Here is a 25171-nt window from a genome sequence, read left to right on the forward strand (position 1 = left end):
ATAGCTACAGTCAATTAAGTTTATGTTAATCTGTCAAGTAGCCGATCTTTTTACCGCCGAATTGGCAGATATTTGGATAAATTTTAAACGTGGCACCATTTTTTCTGTTAGGTAGTCATTCCTGGCGCATTGATTTCGCCAGAACGGGCTTCGGAAAAAAAGGATACAAAGGATGAAACTTCATCAAGACAAACTTTGTTTTCTACCAGAAGAGTCCTATTATTGTTCACCATAATCCTTGAACAGTCCTAAGATAAAGCGAGCAAACGATATGAATAATAACCGCAGATTTTCACCCCAAGTCAAGCAAGTCATCTCCCGCAGCCGCAGTGAAGCGGTCAAGCTAGGGCATGGCTTTATTGGCACCGAGCATTTGTTGCTGGGTCTCTTGACTGACAACGACAATTTAGCACTGCGGGTACTAGAATCTTTGGAAGTGGACCCCGGCGAGTTGCGCAACTCCGTTGTGGAAAGCATACACCGTATCCCTAGTTCTGGGAATACGGGTCTGAATGTGGGCAACCTGCCCCTCAATAAACAGGCAGAAAAAGTACTTAAAGTGACATTTTTGGAAGCGAAAATGCTTAAAAGCGAAGAAATTAGCCCCGAGCATCTACTCCTTTCTATTCTTAAAGACAAGGATAACCCCGCTTCAAAAATCATGCGTCAGTACGACGTAGATTACGATTTATTCAAAGCAGAATTAGAATACGTGAAGCAAGAACAAGATTTCACCAGTGGTACCGACCCTTACACCCGTGCTTCGGGTGACCAAGAGGAGCCATACGAGGAAGAAGAAGGCCGTGGTGGTGCTTATCAGCAACGCGGCAAAGGCGCAACCAAATCCCGCACGCCAGTGCTCGATAATTTTGGTCGCGATATCACAAAATTAGCTGATGAAGGCAAACTAGATCCCATCATTGGTCGGGAAAACGAAATTGAGCGCGTCAGCCAGATTCTTAGCCGCCGTAAAAAGAACAATCCTATCCTCATCGGTGAACCCGGTGTTGGTAAGACCGCGATTGTAGAAGGCCTAGCCTTGCGCATTCAGCAGAAAAAAGTATCCCGGACCCTTTTCAACAAGCGGATCGTTATGCTTGACCTCGCGGCATTGGTAGCAGGCACCAAGTACCGTGGTCAGTTTGAAGAGCGGATGAAGGCCATCATGACCGAACTCGAAAAGAGCCGTGATGTGATCCTGTTCATCGACGAAATCCATACGATTGTAGGTGCCGGTGGTGCAACTGGATCACTGGATGCCTCCAACATCTTCAAGCCTGCTCTAGCACGAGGCGAATTGCAATGTATTGGTGCATCTACCCTTGATGAATACCGCCAACACATTGAGAAAGATGGTGCCCTGGATCGTCGATTCCAAAAAGTAATGGTCGATCCCCCAAGTGCGGATGAAGCTATCCATATCCTGGAAAACATCAAACCAAAGTACGAGGAGTTTCACAACGTAATCTACTCTGACGATGCCATCAAAGCATGTGTTAAACTGAGTGACCGCTATATTACCGATCGTTTCTTACCAGATAAAGCTATCGACGTTTTGGATGAGGTAGGTGCTCGTACCCACCTCAAAAATATCCACGTGCCCAAGCACATAGAGGAATTGGAAGCCAAGATCGAGAAGGTTAAAGAACAGAAAAACCAGGCCGTTCGCAATCAACAGTACGAAAAGGCTGCTGATTTGCGCGACCAGGAATCCAAGCTGGGGCGCAACCTGGAACAGGCTAAAATTTCTTGGGAAGAAGAAGCGAAGACCAAGCGCTATCCAGTAGAGGAAGAAGATATTGCCGAAGTTGTTTCTATGATGACAGGCATCCCCGTACGTAGGGTGGCACAGTCTGAAAGCAAGAAACTTGTAGGTATGACCAATGACTTGCGCGACGTGATCATTGGGCAGGACGAAGCCATTGCTAAAGTTACCAAAGCTATCCAGCGTAACCGCGTTGGGTTAAAAGATCCTAAGAAGCCTATTGGTACCTTTATTTTCCTCGGTCCTACCGGGGTAGGTAAGACAGAATTGGCAAAATCACTGGCTCGCTACATTTTTGATAGCGATGATGCGCTGGTAAGGATTGATATGAGTGAGTACATGGAGAAGTTCTCCGTCAGTCGGCTTATCGGTGCGCCTCCGGGGTACGTAGGTTACGAGGAAGGCGGGCAGCTTACCGAGCGCGTTCGTCGCAAGCCTTACTCGGTGATCTTGCTCGATGAAATTGAAAAAGCACACCCTGATGTTTACAATATCCTCCTCCAGGTACTGGATGATGGGCAGTTGACGGACGGACTAGGTCGCAAAGTAGACTTCAAGAATACCCTGATCATTATGACGTCTAATATTGGTGTTCGCCAATTGAAAGACTTCGGACAAGGTGTTGGATTCAAAACGTCTGCTCGGGAAGAAGCTGCAGAGACCCACAGTAAGAGTGTTATCCAAAACGCGCTGAAACGGACCTTCTCTCCAGAGTTTCTCAACCGGATTGATGACGTAGTCATCTTCAACAGTTTGGATCAGGATGAGATCTTTCAAATCATCAATATCACGCTCAAAGATCTGTTTGATCGCTTGGCGGGAATGGAATATACGCTCCAATTGTCGGAAGCAGCTAAGAAGTTCGTTGCTGAAAAAGGATTTGATCCTCAATTCGGTGCACGACCCCTGCAAAGAGCAATTCAGAAGTATATTGAAGACCCACTGGCAGAGTTTATTTTAACCAATAACCCTGCTGCAGGTGCTGTCCTTGAGGCAGTTATGAATGAAAAAGAGGATGGCTTGGACATCACCCTCACTACGGAAGAAGTAAATTCTGACGTAGAAGAATAAAAATTGTCCTATCTTGTAAGCACGCTTTCGGGTACTGTCCGGAAAGCGTGCTTTCATTTGTATTTTTAACTAAATTAAATATCATTTGGCAAAGAGAAGAGGTTCAAAAAACAGAAACCAACGACGAGAAGACCCAAAAGACCAGTTTCGTGTTAATGATCAAATCCGGATTCCGGAAGTTCGATTAGTAGGAGATAACCTGGAGGAGGTCAGTGAAATAGCTGGCCGTAAAGTAGATCCGGGCATTTATAATACCCGTCAGGCCATTGACTGGGCACGGCGCCTAGAACTCGACTTAGTGGAGATTTCTCCTAATGCTGAGCCGCCAGTAGTCAAAATCATTGACTACAACAAATTCTTGTACGAGAAGAAAAAGCGCGAAAAGGAAATCAAGTCCAAGGCTGTGAAGACCGTAGTGAAGGAAATTCGCTTCGGTCCCAACACCGATGAGCATGATTTCGAATTCAAGTTGCGCCACGCTCAGCGATTTTTAGAGGAAGGTTCTAAGGTAAAAGCTTATGTACATTTCCGTGGCCGTACCATTGTTTTCAAAGATCGGGGAGAGCTTTTGCTACTCCGTTTTCTGAAAGAATTGGAAGAACATGGTGCTGCGGAAGCATTGCCAAAAATGGAAGGTCGCCGGATGACGGTAATAATCCAACCAAAAAAAGGCAAAAAATAGCCTATCTCTTGGTTTCTTTCTAAAGGATCACTACCTTTGCGCACCGTTTAAAGAAAACAAATTTTGTTATGCCAAAAATGAAGACCCATTCCAGCGCGAAGAAACGCTTCAAGTTGACTGGATCAGGGAAAATCAAGCGTTTTCAGGCTTACACTTCGCACATGATGCGGAACAAAAGCAAGAAAGCCAAGCTTAATCTACGTGATTCTGCTTTGGTGAGTGACGCAGACAGCCCCCGCGTACGGCGGATGCTTTGTAAGTAATTTATTATTAATTCAGTGATTTTTCACGAGAGTGTAGGTATAAGTGCCTGAAGAGCCTCTACACTGAACAAAAAATCGAACTATGCCACGTTCAGTAAATGCCGTCGCTTCACGTCGTCGGCGCAAAAAAATTCTCAAGGCAGCTAAAGGATACTTTGGCGCCCGTAAAAATGTTTATACCGTAGCGAAGAATGCCGTGGATAAAGCCATGAAGTATTCTTACCGTGACCGTAGAAACAAGAAGCGCGCCTTCCGCCGTCTGTGGATTGCACGTATCAACGCAGGTGCACGTATGCACGGTCTGTCTTACAGCCGTCTGATCCACGCCCTGAAAGAGAGTAATATCGATCTGAATCGTAAGGTACTCGCCGACTTGGCCATGAACCACCCTGATGTATTCAAGGAGGTTGTTGCTAAAGTTCAGAAGTAGTTTACTTTCTGATTGGAATAATAAAACGCCACTGTGGTTCAACCGCAGTGGCGTTTTCTGTTTACAAGACTTTCAGCATTCTGCTGAAAGTCTTGTAAAGGGACTCATCCGCTCATGTTTGTTCCCAGACTACAAGGAGCCTTCAGCGTCTTAATGTTAGCGAAACCTCACGCAAAAAAAGGGGATTTGACCAGGCAAATCCCCCTGCGAATGAAAATGAAGTTATTCTTTTACATTAAGGCAGATAATCTGCCGGATTGACGGGAACGCCATTCTTGATCACCTCATAATGGAGATGGGTCCCCATAGATAATCCCGAATTTCCAACCGTTCCGATCTGCTGGCCAGCTACAATCTGCTCTCCTACCTTTACATCAATATTGTCTAAGTGAGCATAAAGGGTTTGGTAGATTTCATCGTGAAGGATAATGATACAATTGCCGTATTTGTCTTTGGCTCCTGCTTCAAGAATAATGCCACTGCCCGCCGCTAGAACTGGCGATCCAAGTGGAGCCTTCCAGTCGACTCCGCGGTGTAAGACTTCTTTTTTGTAGATGGGGTGGATACGATTCCCATACTCAGAAGTCAGTTCAAAATCAGCGGTAAGGGGACAAAAAGAGGGAGGTGCTTGGTACACCGTCGTAGGAACCGTTGTGGAAGCTTCCGTTGTTTTGTGCGATAGCTCTTTAGCGGTTGTCCCATTAATGGGAGAAAAAAAGGTAAGTGTGCTCATTCCTATGAGCAAAATGCCAATCAGTTTTACCATGGTAAATCTTTTTTGGGTGGATGAATGAATTTTTTCAACTTCACTTTCATTCCATCGTTCCCGGCAGCGGGTAAAAGCTTCCTCGAAGCTTTGCCCCTCTCCCATGGTGTGTTCAATATCACAACAGAGATGATCCAATAATTCCGTATGCTGGGTCTTGGTCAATTTTCGGTATTGCTGCAAAAAAGCTGCTACTTGCCTGGTCTGTTCTGTATCCAGTATCACCATTAATCGAGCTTTAGCTTAAAGATGCGGTTCATCGTGAGTACAAATTCACGAAACTCATCTACATAATCAGTAGCACTTGCCGTGCCCAAATCACTGAGCAAGTAGTATTTACGCACCCTCCCCCCTACTTTTTCTTTTTCGGAGATGATCAAGCCCGCCTTTTCCAACTTGTGGAGTGTGGGATAGAGTGCCCCTTCCGTAAGTTCTAATTCTCCCTCCGTAAGTGCTCTCACCCGTTGGGTAATCTGGTAACCATACATCCTGCCTTCTGCTTGCAGCAGGTGCAAAATCAGCGTTTTGAGGGTACCTTTAAAGAGTTCTGTTGAATACATAATACAAAGATGCATAATTATCTTAGGTATAAAAAGAATTGGCTTGAATTTTAACACTTTTATTGGAAGATCGTCCAATGCACCGCTCCCATCCTTGGTGCTCCCTCTCTAGATGAATCGGGATGCGGTGCGCTTCGCCCTCTGGGCTACGTGTTTACTTGGACAATTATCATATTTGCTAGCGCGAGAGGCCATTCGTATAAATACATTCACGCATTTATACCACCTTGCAAGGAGTGATCTACGCTCAATGCGATGGGTTCATTCCGTCAGCGGAAGCTATGAAGAATGGCTGTTATGCTCGCTGGTCAGGAGACCAGCAGGATATGACGGGGTTGTGTAAAAAGCCCTCAAGTTGCTTAACAGGCTTTTGATCGGCTGATGGCTGACGTTTCTTGTTTTGTTTGAAAAACACTGCTGGTGAGTCCTCCCTTAGAGTTCTCACTAGCATTTTTTCCTTTTAGGTTCAAAAAAAGAGTTTTTAAGCTCTTTTTTTGTGTTTAGTAGCACTTCTTGCTGCTCTTTGGACATAGTGATCCTCCCAGATCCCTGTCTGAAGGCAATAAACCTTCTTAAGATTGTGAGCTATTGCTAGGAACTGGAACTCAACATTGACTTTGTCGATGCCTCGGAGAAGGAACCGACGATGTCCCATATTGTGTTTTATATTGGCAAAGGGCGTTTCCACATCGATACCACGTTGGGATCGTTTCTCTAAGCCTTTTTCTGATGCCAGTCGTTGTTTGACCTCTTTTTTAAAAGCCTCCAATTTCTCCCTCTTTTTCACCCTTCGATGAGTACCCGGTTTAGCATTTGGGCCTCGGCATTGTTCATAAAAAGGACATTGGGCACAGCTTTCTGATTCATAAACCCGTGTTCTACTTTCATATCCATTGTTGCTCTTACTTGTGAACTCATGGCTGAACAATAGTTTCTTCTCATTGGGGCATTGGTAATAATCCTGATCTGGATCATAATACCAATTGGTGGTATTAAAAAGTTGTTTGTCCAGTTTGCCGGTAACTTCCTGGTACCACAGCGGATACTTCACATAAGCCGTATGGCCTTTTTCTGCTAAAAAACTATAATTCTCTTCACTGCCATAACCGGCATCTGCCGTATAATCCATCTTCCAATCCGATTCTACCAGTCCACTCACCCGTTGTTCTAGTTGTAGGACATGAGGGGGCAAAGTAGGGCTGTCAGAAGCACCCTGATGAACCGTAGCATTGACAATAAATTGATCCGATGTCGTAATCTGTATATTGTACCCAGGCAACAATTGATCATCTTTCATGCGCAGGGCTGTGGCATCTTCGTCCGTCTTAGAATAAGAGTTACGACCCGCCAGGATCAATTCCTGCTCTTCGTATTTATCTAAGTTGACTTGTTCTTTTGACAAATGACGATGGATTCTTTCCAAAGATTGTTTTCGTTTTTTGTCTCCTTGTTCTGCTATAATTTCATTGAGGTAACGAAGCTGCCTCTCTAAGTCTTCACTGTTCAAGACCAGATAAATTTGTTCGGCCTCTTGACGCTGGAGTAAATCCTTAGTCCCATAAATATTATCCTCCGCTTGCTGCAACTCCCGCACCTCTTCTAGCAGGCTATCTATACGCTCTAATACCATGGCCTTATAGCGTTCCGTGTTCTTGCGCCAGACAATTTTATGTTTATTGGCATTTGCAGCCCACTTGCTGCCATCTACATACAAGTCACTCAAGTTGACATAGCCCTGCTCTACCAAATAAAATAACACTTGGCTCAAGACTGTATCTACCAAGTCCTGCATTCGACAGGAGCGAAATTCACTCAGTGTTTTAAAACAAGGACGCTGACCACCAGACAGCCACATGAAAACCAAATCTTCGCCTAACTTCTTCGCTAAGGGACGACTCGTATACACCTTGGTACAATAACCATAAATCCATACCTTAAGTAACATCCGAGGATGATAAGGAGGCCGACCTATACCACTGTAGTAACATTCCAACTCTTTGATCTCTATTTCTTGTATTACCTTATTAATGATCTGCGCCAAAACATTGTCTTTTACCAGCTCTTCGATCCGTAAAGGAAGATCTATTACAATGTCTTGGGTGTAAGCTTTAAAGCGAATATTCTCTCTTTGTGTTATCTTTGTTGACATGAGCAGGGGGCTTTTCTTTTTGGCTTCAACTTAAAGTTAAAACACTCTGCTCATATCTTTTTCTATTTGGCGCTTTTTACACAACCCCGAGCAGGAGTTGCTAGTCGTCGGGAGCGTAAGGACAAAGAATGGGTGCCGCTCCGTTCAGCAGAGCCTGCTGCCGTTCGGCATGGCCCAAACCAGGCCCAACATATCTAAACCCCCCAACCTGGTCTTTGGATTTTCAAAAAACTTTGAAAGTTTCACAACCCTTACCGACCTTTGGGGTTTCTTTGAGTATATTCTTTTGATATGCTTGACCATTCAGATTTTCAATAACCATGAGTTACAAAAGCCTGCGGGAAGCCGCTAATGATTTAGAACGTCACGGAAAATTGGTACGTGTAAAAGAGGAGGTTGATCCCAACTTGGAGATGGCGGAAGTGCACCGACGTATCTTCGATGAAGGGGGACCAGCTATTCTTTTTGAACGTGTCAAGGGCAGTCCGTTTCAGGCTTTGTCGAATCTTTACGGCACCTTTGAGCGTACCGAGTGGTTGTTCAGGCACACCATGGAAAGGGTACAAAAAGTGATTGAACTTAAGGCCGACCCTACTCGGTTACTCCAAAAACCGGGGCGTTACCTCTCCGCGCCTTTTACAGCGCTAACAGCGCTGCCCATGAAAAAATGGTTGGGCAAAGCACCTATTCAATACGGCACCACGACCATCGACCAGCTCCCGCTGGTAAAAAGTTGGCCCATGGATGGAGGTGCATTTGTAACCTTGCCACAAGTGCTCACCCTGCCTCCGGGCAGTAAAAAGGCCATGCAAAGCAACATTGGTATGTACCGTATACAACTGAGTGGCAACGCGTACGAACTGAACAAAGAAATAGGGCTCCACTACCAGCTGCACCGTGGTATTGGGGTGCACCACACGCAGTACAATGCCAGTGAAGAGCCGTTCCGTTGCTCTATTTTTGTTGGTGGTGCGCCATCTCACGCTTTTTCGGCCATCATGCCGCTGCCCGAAGGATTGAGCGAGTTGACCTTTGCAGGACTGCTGGGTGGCCGCCGTTTTCGCTATCTTTTTGAAGACGATTACTTCCTTTCCGGTGATGCAGATTTCGTGATTACGGGCACTATCCGCAAAGGGGAGAAGAAACCGGAAGGGCCTTTTGGCGACCACCTGGGCTATTATAGCCTGGAGCATGATTTTCCGGTGATGGATGTTCATAAAGTACACCATAGAAAGGATGCCATCTGGCACTTTTCAGTGGTAGGCCGACCACCACAAGAAGATTCCAGTTTTGGACACCTGATTCACCAGTTGGTGAAGCTGCTTACACCGCAAGAGTTTCCTGGCATCAAGGAGATCAAAGCAGTAGATGCCGCAGGGGTTCACCCGCTTTTACTCGCGGTAGGATCTGAGCGCTACATGCCGTTCCGAGAAAGACGACCAGAGGAGATTTTGGCGCAAGCCAACCGGATTATTGGTTCGGGACAAACCTCGCTCTCCAAGTACCTGATTATCGCTGCGGAGGGCGACGGCCCCGTGACGACCCACGATATGCCTGGCTTTTTCCGCCACGTGCTGGAGCGTATAGACTGGACGCGTGACCTGCATTTCCATACAAAAACCACCATTGATACCCTCGACTATTCAGGTACCGACTGGAATGCAGGCTCGAAAGTAGTGATGGCTTGTTGTGGCCCTAAACTGCGGGAGCTGGCTACGGAACTTCCAACGGGGATTACCTTACCGACAGGCTTTGGCAATCCGCAACTGGCTCAGCCGGGTATTGTAGCCATTGAAGGGCCAGCTTTTACCGGCAAGGAGAGCTACACCCAGGCCCAGCAGCTGGCCGATCACCTCTCTGCAGAGCAATGGCAAAACGTGCCTTTGATTGTTTTGTGCGACGATGCCAGCTTCGTACAAGCGACGCTCAACAACTTCCTCTGGGTGACCTTCACCCGCTCGAACCCCAGCCATGACATTTATGGTGTAGACTCCTTTACGGAGTTCAAGCACTGGGGCTGCCGCGGGCCGCTGATCATTGATGCCCGTACGAAGCCGCACCACGCGCCGGAGCTGGTGCCCGATGCAGCGGTGAGTGCCAAGGTAGATCGTTTGTTTGCGAAGGGGGGGAGTTTGTATGGGGTGGTGTAAATATTACTGTCGTAGAGCGTCCTTTTCAGTGATTAATGAGTGTTAAAAAGCGTCCACTTCGCTAAAAGTGGCTGACTTTTGTTTATCATGTTTGTCTATCTGTGAGCATATTCAGTTATGCTACAAAATCAGGTTTTCAACGAAAATTCGAATACGATAAACAAATTTTAGACGCGCAATGAATCACACTTTCCCAAAAACGTACAGTTACTTATTTTTCACATTATTATTCTCCTGTAGCCTAAACACGTCCATACTTAGTCAAATCTGGGACCATACTTACACTATTGGTGAGTCGTGGGCCATTCAGGATGCTGGTGATGGTAGTTTGTTGATGGCTGGTATCAAACGGGATTCTAGCTACCTCCTTCCCTCCGCTATGACGCTACATAAACTTGATCGGCAGGGGAATTTAATTTGGGAACAAGTCTACCGCAATCCCGACCCCAGCGTGAATCAACGCGGTGTAGGAATGATTACTTTGACCGATGGTACCTTTCTGGTCATTGGAAATACTTGGTCTTCTCCTCCCTTTGTCAGCCACCCTAAACTTTGGCGGTTGAATAACAGTGGCGAGTTACTCTGGGAACTCAATTACAGTGAGCAGGATTTGAACGGGGAGATGACTCAGGCTATCCCGACCGCTGATGGGAATATCATGGTCAGAGCCTTTATGAACTTATCCCCTGGTGGACAACAACGCAAGTACGCCCTAAAACTAACTCCTACAGGAGAAGTGCTTTGGAGCTATGAAATCCCCGAAGTCTCAGGTGCCGTCAATTTCCGCTACGGAATGCCCTTTGAGTCAGCAGATGGTAACTATTACATACCTGAATACAATCGTGTTTTTGTGCTCTCGCAAGCGGGTGTTTTGCTCAATACCATTGAGACGGTTGGCTCCGTGGAAGACTTGCTAGTACTCCCTGCTGGGGATATAGTTACTGCTGGTACTTACTTCGATGACGATCTCCTCTTTTACGTTGGTGCAATAGCCCGATACGATAGCAATGGGGAACAACTGTGGGAACACGCGCTTACTTTGGAAGGAGATGTTATCCTGCGACTTACGGAGTTCACAAATAGTGGCAATGTCATTGTAGTCGGTGATGTTTACTCCCTACTCTCCGGCGTAGCGGCTGCCGAGTTGAGTATAGATGGCGACTTAATCTGGGAACAAGTTTTTTTTGATGATGCTTCGGAGATCAGCACGACCAGTCTTTTCTCTCTGGATGGGGAAGCTTTCTTCGTAACTTTTTACCGTTACCTCTGGACCGGACAAGCCTATCACAATCATAGTGCAGCCCTGCAAATCAACGAAAACGACACCGAAAAACGGTTTCCTTTATGGATCAACACTTTTGAAGATATCAACGAAGATTGTCTCAATAACGAAGCCACTCCCATCCCCGGATTAACCGTAAAGGTTACGGGAAATAACGACACTTACTTCAATACGACCAACTCCTCCGGACAGGCGACCTTTGCTTTAGTGGCTGGCACCTATACCTCTGAGTTGTTGGTAGACACTAGTTTTTGGGAAGGGTGCACACCTACTCAAACCACCGTTTTGAGTGAAGAGTTTTCTTTCGTTGAACAGGATTTCTTACTGCGCCAAAAAATTCCGTGCCCGCAATTATCCTCTAGTATTTCACTACCCCGGATGCGGCCTTGCTTTTCCAACTTCCTAAGTATCAGGGTTTGTAATAACAGTAATGTACCACTGGATAGCGCCTTAATAACCATAAGTTTCCCGGAAGAAGTTGTCCAATATATCACGAGTATCCAAAATTTTGCCGGTATTGAACTTACCGATTGGAGCTTTCCTTTTTACAACATCTCTCCCGGAAGCTGCAAGCAAGCCTCATTCCGAGTGTTACTGGACTGTGATACTCCCTTGAGCATAGACATTTGTTTACAAACTACGCTGAGTACCGATTTCGAATGCGACGGCAATAGCATACCCAATCCTGACGATCAGCTATGTGTAAGAACCACCGCTAGCTATGACCCAAATGACAAGCAGGCTCAACCCTTGGGAATGGGCGAAGATCATATTATCCCACCCGACACCCCGCTGGTGTACACCATCAACTTCCAAAACACCGGTACTGACACCGCTTTCCTAGTTGTCATTCGAGATACTTTACCCACTGAACTGAATAGCGCTAGTCTCCGCCCTGGGGTCTCTTCTCATCCCTACCAATTGGCCGTAGAAAAAGATAGTATCTTGATCTTTACTTTCCCACAGATTTTACTGCCCGATAGCAACGTCAACGTGATCGGTTCACAAGGTTATGTGCGTTACGATATTGAAATGCAACCCGGTCTACCCTTGGGTACCACCATCAACAACCGGGCAGGCATCTACTTTGACTTTAATGATCCTATCCTGACAGAATACGCGTTTCACAAGTTGGGGATACCCACTGAGGTGATGGAGGTAACAGACGAAATATCAGCTCCGCTTAGGCTTTACCCAAATCCAGCACAAGCCCAGGTAAGCCTTATTTATCAGGATGAGTCAGCTTTTTCTAACCTTCGCTATCAAATTGTCACCATGGATGGCAGGATAATTCGTAGTGGAAGTAGTTCTGGAAAAGCTCCCATTAATATTGAAGCATTATTACCAGGAATGTACTTCGTCCTTGCTTGGTCGGAAAAGGGTTATCTAGGAGCTCAAAACATGGTAAAACAGTAGCGGAGTCAACGAGGATTCTACTACCTAACTATTTAATCAATTTGAAACTACGCTGCTGCATACCATTGCTGAGTAGGAGCAGGTAAGTTCCTGAGGGAAGCTGATGCGTATCGAAATCCGCTTGGCCGTTGACCTGCAAACAAGGCACTCCCGTAGCACTGTAGACCACAATGTTTGCTTGAGACCAATTTTCGGGTAACTGACACTCTATGCGCCAAAGATCAGGAGCTATTCGAGTCAGTTGGTAGTCCTTTGAATTTGGATATTCCAGGTAAATCATCGATGAAAAATCGAAGGCTCCATCCCAGTCCAGCTGACGGATACGGTAGTAGCTACTGCTTGCAATTTCACGATCCAGAAATTGATATAAGCGCGCGCCATTTTCTGCGGGCAGCTCCCCTATTGCCTCCCAATTACGGGCATCGGTACTTCTTTCTATTACAAAAGAGCGAAGGTTGGTAGCGGTCACAATTTCCCACTTTACTAAAGCGTCCTTCTCGACGGTCAGTTGTACACTCATCGCTCCCCAGGTCACGGGCAGCGGTACGAGTACATTGGTTTCTAGTGGCCCAATATCCGGCGCCGCACCATAAATGCGATCGTTTCCCACCAAATCAAATAGAAGCCCTACGTCGATAGCGGCATTGATGAGGGGAGAGCTATTCGTAGGTAAATAATTCCCTCCCGCAACATTGGTGAGCAGTGGATCACCGTCCAGGTTATTACTGATGGTATTGCCTTGTTGCCCATCCAGACCATTGAAGTCATCTGCTGAGTAGTTGCCCCCTGCGGAGGCCAAATAGACAAACTCCGTACCGGAGGAATAATTGTAGAAAGCATTGTTTTGAAAGGTATTTCCACTTACCCCATTGTCATAAATGGCTATAGCCGTTCCTTCTTCGTAGTCGAGGTCATACGGGTTCTGACCACCGTTGATGATCACATTGTTACGAATAATATTTCCGGTAACCTGTTGACCGAATCCATAATTTCGAAGGAGGAATCCAGCCTCGTCGGTATCGTAAATGAGGTTATGGTCGTAACGATTGTCTTCGCACACTAAATCTGTACCATAGACAGCCAAGATGAAACCATGCGCTGTTGGCGAGTTTTTGGCGGGCGAATGGCGCATATTCCGTAGGATATTATGATGTATCCAATTGTTGTTGCCATTGATTTGACAAGCCGTACGGCAATTGGTAGCTGTATTGTAGTAAAACTCGTTGAACTGGCATTTACCGTAAACCCCATCGGCTCCCAGAGGGTGAGCATAGGGAATATCTGGTGCAGAAATGCTATTGTTATAAATCAAATTATTATTCACCCCATCGGCCGCGGAATCATCCCCTAGAAGTTCGATGGCATTATGAGCCCAGTTTTTGAACACATTATCCCTTATGATGCAATTACTGGCAGCCTTCCGCAGCCGGATACCATCTCCACAACCACGCTCAGAAAAAGGGCCGTACATCAACTGAAAGTTGGAATTAACATTATTCTCAAAAAAGAGGATATCGCTACAAGCCCTTCGACTTCCGGAAACATTGGATTCAAGCAGTAAAGCACCTGTGCCGCCCCAACTTCCCAGCGAACAATTGCTTACCTCAATATGCTGTCCACCCAGGATAGCCAAAGAGGCACCACTACCTCCCTGGAAATCGAGATTAGAAAAAGTAAGGTAATCTGCATTAAAAATGAGTGTGCCATAGAAGTCCTTGCTTCCGCTAATACTGCTGTATAAAAGTGCTGGATTTTGACTAGCATAAAGGTAAAGCAAGCTGGTATTTCCGTCATAATACCAGTAACTTGTTGCTCCTTCTCCATCGGTACTTCCCACTTCGCCTGCCGTATTGGCCCGCAAATATTCTACCTGATTTAGAAGTAATCGCCCAGGAGATCGAATCAAGGAAAGTACCCAGACATTGGTCATCATTTCCGTCCATTGTAAAGGATCATCAGCACCTGCAATTTCCGTCACACTGGTAATGATTGGCAAAGGAGCTGAACCATCACCATAATTATCAAAACGAATCGGTTGGGTATTGGTCCCAGAAGTCGTCAGATAGAGTTGCTCTCCCGCCCAAACCTCACCTCTTTTGAACAAAAAAACATCTCCCGGGCTATTGACTTCCCGGATCTTATAGAAGTTTTTCCATGCGGTAGCACTACTTAACCCATCATTGCTATTGCTACCATTCGTAAAATCTAAATAATAGGTGGTACCCAACAAATAGCATGCTTGAGTAAAGCACAAGAGGAACAAAAGAGATCGCATTAAATTAGATTTCGTTAACACAAAAAGAACTCTAGAAAAGAAAAAGATACTATTTGAACCTCTTACCTCCAAGGTTCGTTTTATTGGTCTATTTTCCATTTCATGACTGACCTTCCCAATATACCCCAAAATGCGTAAAATTCTATTACTAACATCCTGTTTCCTCTCCTTATTCCCGCTCCTCTCCATCGCTCAGACTAATCATACGATTAGTGGCTACGTGACGGATGGCGACAGCGGCGAAACCCTCATCGGTGCCAATATTTACGTGGCAGAAAACCCAGAAAAGGGTACGGTCAGCAACGTTTATGGTTTCTATTCCCTGACCTTGGCGGAAGGGGAATACAACCTCGTCGTCAGCTACTTGGGTTTTCAGGATAAAATCATCCCGGTAAACCTGGATCAGAAGAGAACCATTGATATTGAGTTGAGTGTCGGTGTAGCGCTGGAGGAGGTGGTCGTCGTTGGTCAACAAGAGGATAAAAACGTGCAGGATACCCAAATGGGAACGCTGGAGGTATCTACGGATCAAATCAAGAAACTACCCGCACTGTTGGGTGAAGTGGATGTTTTGAAAGCGATCCAGTTGCTACCGGGAGTACTGTCAGCGGGAGAAGGTAGCTCAGGCTTTTATGTACGTGGTGGTGGCCCCGACCAAAACCTGGTCTTGCTCGACGAGGCGACGGTCTACAACTCGGGCCACTTGCTGGGCTTCTTTTCCGTTTTCAATCCTGACGCCATCAAAAATACGACCCTCATCAAGGGAGGGATGCCTGCCAATTATGGCTCGCGCCTGTCTTCCGTAGTGGATATTCAGATGAAGGAAGGAAACAAGCAACGCTATGAAGTTGATGGTGGCATCGGCATCGTAGCGAGTCGCTTTACGGTACAGGGGCCCATTGCTAAAAACCAATCTTCCTTCATCGTTTCCGGCCGCCGGACCTACGCGCTGGATTTGGCGCAGCCCATCATCAACAACACCAACTTTGCGGGGACCAACTACTATTTTTACGATCTGAATACCAAGGTCAATTACCGCATATCGGACAGGGATCGGATATTCCTCAGCGGCTATTTTGGCCGCGATGTGCTCCAGTACCGCAGCAGTGTTCGTGACTTTTTTTTCAATCTACCTTACGGGAATTCTACCGCTACGCTGCGTTGGAATCATCTCTTCAACGATAAGCTCTTCTTCAACCTGTCGGCTATTTATAACGACTATGATTTTGGTTTTGAAGGCGGGCAGGCCGACTTTTCCGTCGATGTTGCCAGTGGCGTTCGGGATGCCAACTTGAAACTCGATTTCGACTTTTTTCCTAACCCAAAACACAGTGTCAAGTTTGGCGTCCATTACACCTACCACAAGCTCACGCCCAACATTGCTAACGCCACCAACGGCGAAGAAACCTTCTCTAATAACCTGGAACCTAAATACGCCCACGAAACCGGCACCTATATCCTCGACGATTGGAAGCTAAGCTCCCGCCTGAGTATCAATTACGGTATTCGCTTCTCTACCTTCACCCAGCTGGGCCCTTATGTTTCGCCTTTTGACGGCACCGTGTACGGTAAGAACGAACCCGTAACGACCTACACCGGGTTTGAGCCTCGCCTGAGTGGTCGCTACAAGCTGGGAGCCGCGGCAAGTTTGAAAGCGGGCATAACCGTCACCAATCAGTACATTCACCTGGTGAGCAACTCCACCTCTACCCTACCCGCCGACATCTGGGTGCCGAGTACCGAAAAAATAAAACCTCAGCGAGGCATTCAGTACGCTTTTGGCTACTTTCAAAACTTCAATGACAACACCTACGAAACCAGCGTAGAAATCTACTACAAAGACCTGGATAACCAGATCGATTACCGGGAGAACTACGTCAATAACGCGGCCGACGATCTCGAAAACGAGTTTGTCTTTGGCCAGGGGGAAGCCTATGGGGCAGAATTTTTTCTCAACAAACGCAAAGGTGACCTCACTGGCTGGATTGGTTACACTTTATCTAAAACCGAACGGCAATTCCCGGACATCAACGACGGCAATCCCTTTCCCGCCGTTTACGACCGAAGGCACGATATCTCAGTAGTAGCCAATTACCAGCTTACCCCCAAATGGGAAGTTGGTGGTGCTTTCGTCTATGGCACCGGTCAGGCTTATACCCCACTACAAAGCCTCTATTTTATTGAACAAAATCTGGTGCAGGAATACGGCATTCGCAACAGCGCTCGCATTCAGCCCTATCATCGCCTGGATGTTTCAGCTACCTACACCCGAAAACCAGAAGCACAAGAGAAGCGCTTTCATTCCAGTTGGGTATTTTCGGTTTATAATATTTACAACCGTAGAAATCCTTTCTTCATCTACTACGATTTGAGCACCGATGCAGCAGCAGGTACTGCGCAAGCAAAAGCGATTCGGGTATCGTTATTCCCGGTCATTCCGAGCATCACCTGGAATTTTTCGTGGAAAGGAAAATAAAAAAGCCTTATGTTTATCAGGGAAAGCGAACATAAATAACTTCCTTGAAGTTTCGAGTTCGCCTAACCAGGCGTTTTCATGCCTTTAATCGATACGAAAATCTAACATTTAAACCTGAAGTTTCATGAAACAATTATTACGCATTTTACCCTTAGTGGCACTTTTAGCCTTCAGCTTCTCTAATGCCAATGCTGCTGTATTTGCTATTAATGACGCTAGCAACAAAGCATTCCTTGAAAGTCAATTCGGCACAGACAACCTCGAAGACTTTGTTCATTTGAGTGCTAAAGATGTTGCCGCAAGAACGGGAGAACGGCTAAGCCTGAAAGAAAAACTCGTCCTGAAAGTCGTCCAGCGTCAAGTAAAACGCCAGCTTAAAAAAGGTGAGCGCGTGGACCTAAAGTCAGCACATGCGGAGGCTGGCACCACCGTAAATCTTGGTGGTTTCTTACTTGGCTTGCTCCTTGGACTACTGGGCGTTTTGATCGCATTACTGATTGATCGCGACTTGGTTACTTCTGCCTTATATGGCTTATTGGTACTCGTGGTTATTCTGGTAATTGGCTTTGTCCTTTAATCAAAAGTAATACCCGCTAAAAAAGCTACTGCGTCTCTTCGTATTTTGACGTGGTAGCTTTTTTTTCGCTGACATTTTTTTGCATCTACAGAGACAACTTATGCCTTAAGCTCTCTTCCCTTCCAAAATCAGTTCCCAACAATTTCATTAAACCCCTGTTCTTCTCTATCTTGTGCACTATTGAGACGCTTTTAAACGCGTACCTTCCCTTTACAACACACTGCCTGCCTAAGTATCACATGGAATGATAAGCACCGCTTTATCAGTACCCCATGAAACACTGTATTTTTTCTATATTGCTGGTTTGCTTAGGTCTGACGACTAGTCATGCCCAAGTAATTCTTACCCCTATTTCCGCGCCTGAGACAATGGTCGCTTGTGGTAGTGCTGAACGCTTCACGCTTTCGGTGATTAACGCTGGAAGTATGGGGTTCTCCAACCTGCCACTGCAGATTATTCTGCCTCCCGGCATGGAATATGTTCCTGGCTCCTTGCAAGGGCCCTTTACGGAGGCCAACCTTGGTAATCTTTCTTCGCCCCAGTTCAACTATCCTTCGCTACCGGCACTGTCTACCCAACAGATAAGTATTGCCTGTATTATCAATTGTGCTTTTACGAATAGTAGTGGGCCGCGTTACCTACTGACCTTGCCCTCTGGTGTGCAACAAGCCCAAGAACAGCCCTTAGCCAATTACTTCTTTCCGGAGGTCGTCATTACTAATGTTGATGCCCCCGTGCTCAACCTGGCCGTAGCTGCCAGCGGGCAACGAACATTTACCGTCATTCAATCGACGCCCGGTGCGATCTTAGATACTTTGTTTTTCATCAATCGCTATGATCCAGGGATGGAATCTTTGGGCTTGAATATTGGTAGTCTTTTCGGCAGTTCGCCCGGCATTGATACCTTTATGTTGACGGGGGCTGACATGCCAGGTGGAGACAATGGCTTCAATGCTGGTGATACCCTCTTCCTGACCGAAACCGTGAGGCTGCTGGATTGCGCTCCTGCCAATTCTGTTATCGAACTTTTTTGGCGCTGTGGCAGCGTAGTCTGCCAGAGCTTTATCAGCAATACCATTCTTACCCAAGCAACGGGTTCGCCTGATTTGCGGATTACCAATACCAATGGTTTTGCCAATCAGGTAGCGGCCAATACGCCAAGTATCGTAGGTGGAGGCTTTTGCGATACGCTGCGACTGAGCTACTTACTGGAAAACCTAGGTGGAGAAGATGCTCCCGGGGCTGGTGCCGTTTACGACCTGGTTCTGGGTATGGGGCTCAACAACAACCTCTTCAGTAGCACGCTACCCTTTGATTTAAGCATTTTCCCCAACTGGACCATTTTGGTAGAAATGGGTGGCGTATTACTGGATTTAGGCAATTATCAATTCCCCAACCCCAATCCCTTAAGAGGCTACAACCTGGATTTTCGCCAAATGATCAGCGATCCTGATGGCCCTGGCGGGCTAAGGGATATAGACAATGATGGCTTCTTTGACGACCTCCCCGTGGGCAGTAGCACCACCTTGGAAGTGTTGATTATCTACGACCCTGATGCCACCTCCGGCTGTGCTTTTCTCAGCGGCTATCCTTACAACGGAGGAGCAGAAACCATCTTCCGCCTCGGTTATCAATACCAGGATCAATGCTCCCAACCACGCGCCTATTGGTACAGCGTCAATGATGTGGGTACCAACATTGTCTCTCTTTTCACCCATCGTTCTATTATCTATACGGTTACTCTTGCAGAGAACAACCTCAGTCAAGGACAGGTAACCACCATGGAAATCCGGCCCGATGGCGCCTGGAACAGCCCTTGTGGCGCGACCGATTCCTTTATTCTAGAAATCATCTTGCCGGATGGATTAGTAGCTGAACCTAGCGCCTATGGTCCTGGCGATTTTTCGGGCATTGTTGGGCAAAGCGGTGATACCATCTGGCTAGCCAGCAACGAACGAGGTACTTACACCCAGCCTTGGGGGCTCAACGTCAGCATGGATTGCAACGAAACCATTGTTGACACCACTCTGAACATCAGCTTCCTCTACTTTTGCGACTCTGATTGCGGGCCTATGAAAAGGATCAACTGCCAGGAGATCGTCCTCGATTACCTTCCGCAGTGTGAGACCTGCCTGGAAGGTGTAGAAACCCGTGGCTTTGCAGCCGAACGAATCAGTATGGGCTGGACCAATAGCGCTCATACCCAGCAAGTAGACCCCGACACCGATCCAAGCATTAACACAGGAGCTGCTATCAACCGCGATTCCGTGGCCCTTACCTTGAATGGTATTTTGCGCGGTAGCGGTCCTTTTGACGCACTCAATGTCCGCTTGGTATACCAAGGCATTGATGCCGCTTTTGCCGATCCTACCCTCCCTCACTTTGCGCCCATTGGGGCGACCTTTGACTATTTTGCACAAGACGGATCTGTGTACTCCTGTGTCGATCCGCCCTTCCTGACCAACTTCGATCCCGGCAACGGAGAACATACGATTACGGCCCAATTGGAGAGCTTTTTTCAAGCAGGTGGCTGTCTGCAAAACGTCACACGGATGGCAGGTGACAGTATGGTGTTGCGCATCTTTACTCGGGTAACCGAAAACACGCCGCGTCGAGCCGTTCCCGTACCAGAGCTGAAAGGACAGTTTTTCCTATTGCAAAATGGTCAACGAATTAGCTGTAACGAATACCTCGATAATTTCATTTTGGAACAGGTCATCCCCAATGCTAGTCTCGTATATTCCAGCCAGGAGCACTACGGATGCGCAGCCATCTACTTCAACAACAATGCGATCACTAACCCCGGCCATATTTACGACGCCGACCAGTTCCCCAATGAAGTCCGTTCCATTGTCGATGTCAGCGAGGTGAGGATGATTTTGGAAGGCAACTGGGAGCACCAAAGCGGGAGCAGCGATCTGCTCGCTAATGGCTCTTTTGATGAAAATGATGGTATAGCTGCGGGAGCTCCTTTTGTGACCATTCCTCTACCCGATCCGCTTATTAGTTTTGATGGTGCTTACACGACTTTTACTTACGTCAATCCCGGCACCTGGCCCAAAGGCGACTTGGTCATTGGTGGCAGTAACCCTGTGCACAACATTCGTTTCCGGGCCATTCCAGGCTGTCTGGTGCCCAATGATACACCCTTTGAAATCCAGATGGAGGCCGACATGATTCGGTACCTCAACGCTCCTGTGGAATGGAGAGATACCATCACCTCCCGTGATACGAGTAGCAACAAGACTTACCTGGGGCCACGGGCCAACCTGCTGCTAGCTTCCCCACAAGAATTCATCCCCAATTCGGATACCGTTCGCTGGGAGGTTAATATCAATAACAATACCAGCTATGGTCACCCAGATAAGCTCCTACAGCACGTTTGGTTGGCTTTGGAGCAAGCAGGTGCCGTAGCTATTTTCGCTATCGAAGACATTACCGATCCGGCCAACCCGATTGCTTTTCCGTGGCAGACTTATGATGCAGGGGGTAGTTACTGGATTCAGATTGGGCAAGTTGCCGCCTTTGCAACGCGCCGGTTCCGCATTAGTGGCTTGTATACTGATTGTGCGAGGCAGGAACTGCTGCTGCGCATGGGCTACAGCTGTTTGGATTATCCCAACCCTCATCCAGGCGCAGGCTACCAATTGGCGGGTACTTTCTTTCAATGTGCTGACAAAGAGCTGGCGCTGTACATCCAACCCACACCGGTATCACTCAATCTCAACGTAGAAGGTCCGCCATTGCCAGCACCACTCTGTGAACCGCTGGATTATAGTATCGTGGTGAGCAATGTCAATTTGCCTGCGGCCTACGAACACGAAATGCGGACCCAACTGCCTTTGGGTGCGGAAATCATCCCAGGGACCAGTACGATAGAAATACCCGCCAATTCCGGCAACTGGTTTAACCTTGCGGACCCGATTGCCTTGGGCAACAATACCTTTTCCTGGCCCCTGAGCAATGACCCTAATGGCTTGGCGATCCTCCCCGGCGTCAATCAAGCACCCGCCAATACCTACCGACTGTCCTTCAAGCTGCTTACACGCTGTGGGTTGAATGCAGGCTTGCGCATTGGTTTTAGTACCGAAGCTAGCAATAGTTGCGGCGCACTTGAAGAACGTACGGCTTTCTCCGAGCGGCTGCTCATCCAGGGTTTGCCGGAAACGGCCAACAATTACGCGCTTTTCCTGGGTACGCCCGAAGGAGGTCTGCAAGCTTGTGACACGACCCAAATCAACGCCAAACTCATCAACCTGGGGCCGTTTCCCAGCAGGGATATTGAATTCGCTATCATCACCCTGCCTGCCGCCTTTGATCTACTGCCCGGAACGAATCCTCCCACGGTGGCCTTGACCAGCAACACCACCATAGAGGATCGACGGTTCTTGCGGTTTCAAATGCCCGCCGGGGTGCCGCCGGGAGACAGTATCGTCTTACCATTTTCGCTCACCGATTTACGTAACACGGAATTAGATTGCGAAGCAGCAGAACTTAGCCTGGCCGCCGTACTGGAAGCCCAGGTAGCCTGCGGGCTGAGCCCGACCGACAGTTGTGCCATTCTTTTGGTATTGAACAGTGACACCATCACCACCGCTGTCCTCAAAGACGAGCTGGACTTTGTGATTACTGAACATCGCAGCTTACCCCTCGGGCAGACGGGGGAAACATTGACCACCTTGTTACGCCTGCAAAACCTTCAAAATGCCCCCGCCAGGACGGACAGTATCATTTGGGAAGTTTATGTAGACGATGATTTATCGGGCACCATTTCTCCTGGTGACGAGCTGCTTTATGGGAGTCTGCCGCGTCCGATTACCCTGGCAGCAAATGCGAGTTGGCTCGACAGCATCACCTATACGGCTACTACCGATCAGGTTTGCCAACTGCTGGTCACCTATCGCAACAGCGGTTTTTCCTGTGCCTGCGACCCTCCCCTGGTCTACGTGCTACCCAACCCGATTTTGGCCAATGCTGGTCCGGATCAGTTGCTTTGTAGTGATGAAAGCATTTGGCTAGGAACTGACGAACGCTTGAATGGCATGACCTTTGAATGGTCAGCCTTAGGTAGTAGTCCACTGGGAGCCATCACCCCGCTGGACAGCTCTTTTACGCTCTTTCAATGGCCAAATTCTTCCCTGACCGCGCAGACCTATAGTTTTCAGCTGGAAACCCAGCGCGGGCCGAATTGTGTGTCGCGGGATACGGTTCAGATCACGGTATTGCCGGAATTGAGAAGCACGACCTCCGTCGCTTCCGACTACAACGGCCAAGCTATCTCTTGCGCAGGTGCCGCCGACGGAGCCCTGGCCGTAAGCACCACCCTGGGACAAATGCCACTGACCTATGAGCTGAACGGACAAGTTCAGGACAATCCCATTTTTACAGACCTAACCGCTGGCAGCTACCAATTTATGATCACCGACGCCAACGGCTGTACCTCCATCGCCGAAGGCATGCTTGACCAACCAGACAGCTTGATGCTGGACGCCCAACTGCAAAGCACCAGTTGCGCCAATACGGCTGACGGAAGTATTCAGATACAAGTAAATGGCGGCACCCCTGGCTACAGCTACAGTTGGTCGGGCGGTTTGCCCAATGCTGCGCAGCAGAACAACCTGCCAGCGGGCCCTTACCAGCTGAGCCTCACCGATGCCAACAATTGCTTGCTGGTAAGCGACACCCTCTGGCTTGATCGACCGCCTGCGATCAGCTATGAACTCAGTATTGATGCTACCAGCTGTTCCTACAGCAGCGATGGTTCGGTGCAAATCAGCAACCTTAGCGGTGGTACGGGCAGCCTGAGCCTCCTTTGGCCAGATGGCACCAGTAGCTTGACGAACGCGAATCTCCCCATCGGAGAAGCCAACTTGACTATTACGGATGAAAACGATTGCCTCACGCTTATTCCTTACTTCGTTCCGGGGCCAGCCCCCTTGGTAGTTAATTCGCTGGAGCAGGAAAATGTCAGTTGCTTTGGTTTGGCGGATGGCCAAATAGCGGTTTCGGTGATGGGCGGCACCGGCCCCTATCAATACCAATGGGCGCACGGTCCGGATGCTCCAACCTTAACCAACCTACTGGCTGGCAGTTACGAAGTATTGGTCACCGATGCTCAAAACTGTAACCTACTGGTGCCCGATCTGATGATTGAACAACCTTCGGCCTTGAGCATTGATAACTTTGAGATCGAAGGCATCAGTTGCTTTGGTTTTGCCGATGGACAGATCAGTGTGGAAGCTGGCGGAGGTACCCCACCCTACCGCTACGCGTGGGAAAATGGTACCATCAACCCTACCTTGGCGGGCCTTGAGGCAGGCAGCTACACCCTTGAACTTACGGACGACAATGATTGCTTCTTTACGACCAGTTACACAGTGCCGCAACCTCCGCCACTGACCAATGTCTTGGAACGTCTGGACCCGGCTTGCTCCGGAGAGGAGGGTACCTTTACCTTTTTTCCCGATGGAGGCACCCCGCCTTACGTCTTTTCTGCCGACGGGGGCCAAACCTTTACGGAAGACGCCAGCATCGACGCCGGCCCTGGCACTTACTTACTGGTAATCCGCGACCAAAACGGCTGCCTCTTCACCGACGAAGCCGAAATGATGGAGCCACTCCCTCTCTTTTTGGATGCCCCAGAACAGATTATTTTGGATTATGGCGACAGCATCACCCTCTTTATCCCGCTGTATAACGTCCGCGGCGACACCTTCATCCAGTGGCTACCTGCGACCAGTCAGCTGAGTTGTGATGATTGCCTCAATCCCACCATCTACGCGCAGGAAACCACGGTGTTCTACCTCCGAGTAAGGGATAGTTTTGGCTGCGCCGCCAGTGCCCGAATCCCGATGATCGTAGAATTCCCCCGCCGCGTCTACCTCCCCAACGCCTTCAGCCCCAACGGCGTGGGCGACAACGAAGTATGGTACCCCTTCGCCGCCAACGAAGTGGCCCTGATCCGCCGTTTGGAAGTCTTTAATCGCTGGGGCGGACAAGTGTTTTCCCAAAAGAATTTTCCTCCCAATGACCCGCTATTTGGCTGGGATGGGTGGTTTAATGGCAGCCCGGCACCGAGTGCCGTATACGTTTATTTTGTAGAAGTCGAATTCACGGATGGGACGGTTTTGGTGTTGAAGGGGGATGTGGTTTTGGTGAGGTGATGGTGAGGCTTGCTCTTGAGTATCCAATAAAGGCGATTCCCCACGCAAGCCTTATGGTACTAGATAATGGGTACTTGGTACAGGGTATTGATTAGATGTAGGCTAGTATTTAATGGGCTAGTCGGAAGTGGGAAGTGGGAAGTCGG

13 protein-coding genes are annotated in these 25171 nt (G+C 47.9%); 9 read left to right on the forward strand and 4 right to left on the reverse strand.

Features of this window, described 5'->3' with window-relative positions; genetic code table 11:
* Positions 1–271 precede the first annotated feature (271 nt).
* The 4 genes from AB0L18_RS25770 (at position 272) to rplT (ending at position 4211) form a co-directional block, all read left to right on the forward strand.
* On the forward strand, positions 272–2836 hold the full coding sequence (locus tag AB0L18_RS25770) for an ATP-dependent Clp protease ATP-binding subunit (RefSeq protein WP_367390200.1): 2565 nt from the start codon (positions 272–274) through the stop codon (positions 2834–2836).
* A gap of 85 nt (positions 2837–2921) precedes the next feature.
* Positions 2922–3518, forward strand: a complete 597-nt coding sequence (infC, locus tag AB0L18_RS25775) for a translation initiation factor IF-3 (protein WP_367390201.1) — start codon at positions 2922–2924, stop codon at positions 3516–3518.
* Between the two features lie 68 nt (positions 3519–3586).
* Positions 3587–3781, forward strand: a complete 195-nt coding sequence (gene rpmI, locus AB0L18_RS25780; RefSeq protein WP_367390202.1) for a 50S ribosomal protein L35 — start codon at positions 3587–3589, stop codon at positions 3779–3781.
* A gap of 82 nt (positions 3782–3863) precedes the next feature.
* Complete coding sequence (gene rplT, locus AB0L18_RS25785) at positions 3864–4211, forward strand: 50S ribosomal protein L20 (protein ID WP_367390203.1); 348 nt, start codon at positions 3864–3866, stop codon at positions 4209–4211.
* A 235-nt stretch (positions 4212–4446) separates the two neighbouring features.
* Here rplT and AB0L18_RS25790 read toward each other — a convergent pair whose 3' ends face one another.
* The 3 genes from AB0L18_RS25790 to AB0L18_RS25800 form a co-directional block, all read right to left on the reverse strand.
* Entirely contained in the window at positions 4447–5205 is a 759-nt protein-coding gene (locus AB0L18_RS25790) for a M23 family metallopeptidase (protein ID WP_367390204.1), read from the reverse strand.
* Positions 5205–5537, reverse strand: a complete 333-nt coding sequence (locus tag AB0L18_RS25795) for a PadR family transcriptional regulator (protein WP_367390205.1) — start codon at positions 5535–5537, stop codon at positions 5205–5207. Before AB0L18_RS25795 ends, AB0L18_RS25790 begins: the two co-directional genes overlap by 1 nt.
* A 481-nt stretch (positions 5538–6018) precedes the next feature.
* Positions 6019–7686 (reverse strand): IS1182 family transposase, encoded by a 1668-nt coding sequence (locus AB0L18_RS25800; protein WP_367388502.1) that lies wholly within the window; start codon positions 7684–7686, stop codon positions 6019–6021.
* A gap of 320 nt (positions 7687–8006) precedes the next feature.
* On the opposite strand from AB0L18_RS25800, the gene AB0L18_RS25805 reads away from it, so the two are divergent.
* Together AB0L18_RS25805 and AB0L18_RS25810 are read left to right on the forward strand one after the other, a co-directional pair.
* The gene (locus tag AB0L18_RS25805) at positions 8007–9836 is read left to right on the forward strand and encodes a UbiD family decarboxylase (protein WP_367390206.1); all 1830 of its coding nucleotides are present in this window, start codon (positions 8007–8009) and stop codon (positions 9834–9836) included.
* A gap of 178 nt (positions 9837–10014) precedes the next feature.
* Positions 10015–12534: a T9SS type A sorting domain-containing protein gene (locus AB0L18_RS25810; protein ID WP_367390207.1), complete on the forward strand. Its 2520-nt coding sequence runs from the start codon at positions 10015–10017 to the stop codon at positions 12532–12534.
* A 28-nt stretch (positions 12535–12562) separates the two neighbouring features.
* On the opposite strand, the gene AB0L18_RS25815 is transcribed toward AB0L18_RS25810, so the two are convergent.
* Positions 12563–14809, reverse strand: coding sequence for a right-handed parallel beta-helix repeat-containing protein (locus AB0L18_RS25815; RefSeq protein WP_367390208.1), 2247 nt, complete (start codon positions 14807–14809; stop codon positions 12563–12565).
* A 130-nt stretch (positions 14810–14939) separates the two neighbouring features.
* Here AB0L18_RS25815 and AB0L18_RS25820 point away from each other — a divergent pair, with 130 nt between their 5' ends.
* From AB0L18_RS25820 to AB0L18_RS25830, 3 genes are all read left to right on the forward strand, one after another.
* The gene (locus AB0L18_RS25820) at positions 14940–17285 is read left to right on the forward strand and encodes a carboxypeptidase-like regulatory domain-containing protein (RefSeq protein WP_367390209.1); all 2346 of its coding nucleotides are present in this window, start codon (positions 14940–14942) and stop codon (positions 17283–17285) included.
* A 124-nt stretch (positions 17286–17409) separates the two neighbouring features.
* Positions 17410–17862, forward strand: coding sequence for a hypothetical protein (locus AB0L18_RS25825; protein ID WP_367390210.1), 453 nt, complete (start codon positions 17410–17412; stop codon positions 17860–17862).
* A gap of 272 nt (positions 17863–18134) precedes the next feature.
* On the forward strand, positions 18135–25025 hold the full coding sequence (locus AB0L18_RS25830) for a gliding motility-associated C-terminal domain-containing protein (protein ID WP_367390211.1): 6891 nt from the start codon (positions 18135–18137) through the stop codon (positions 25023–25025).
* Positions 25026–25171: the final 146 nt, after the last annotated feature.

The sequence above is a fragment of the Lewinella sp. LCG006 genome, assembly GCF_040784935.1.
Classification (GTDB): Bacteria; Bacteroidota; Bacteroidia; order Chitinophagales; family Saprospiraceae; genus Lewinella.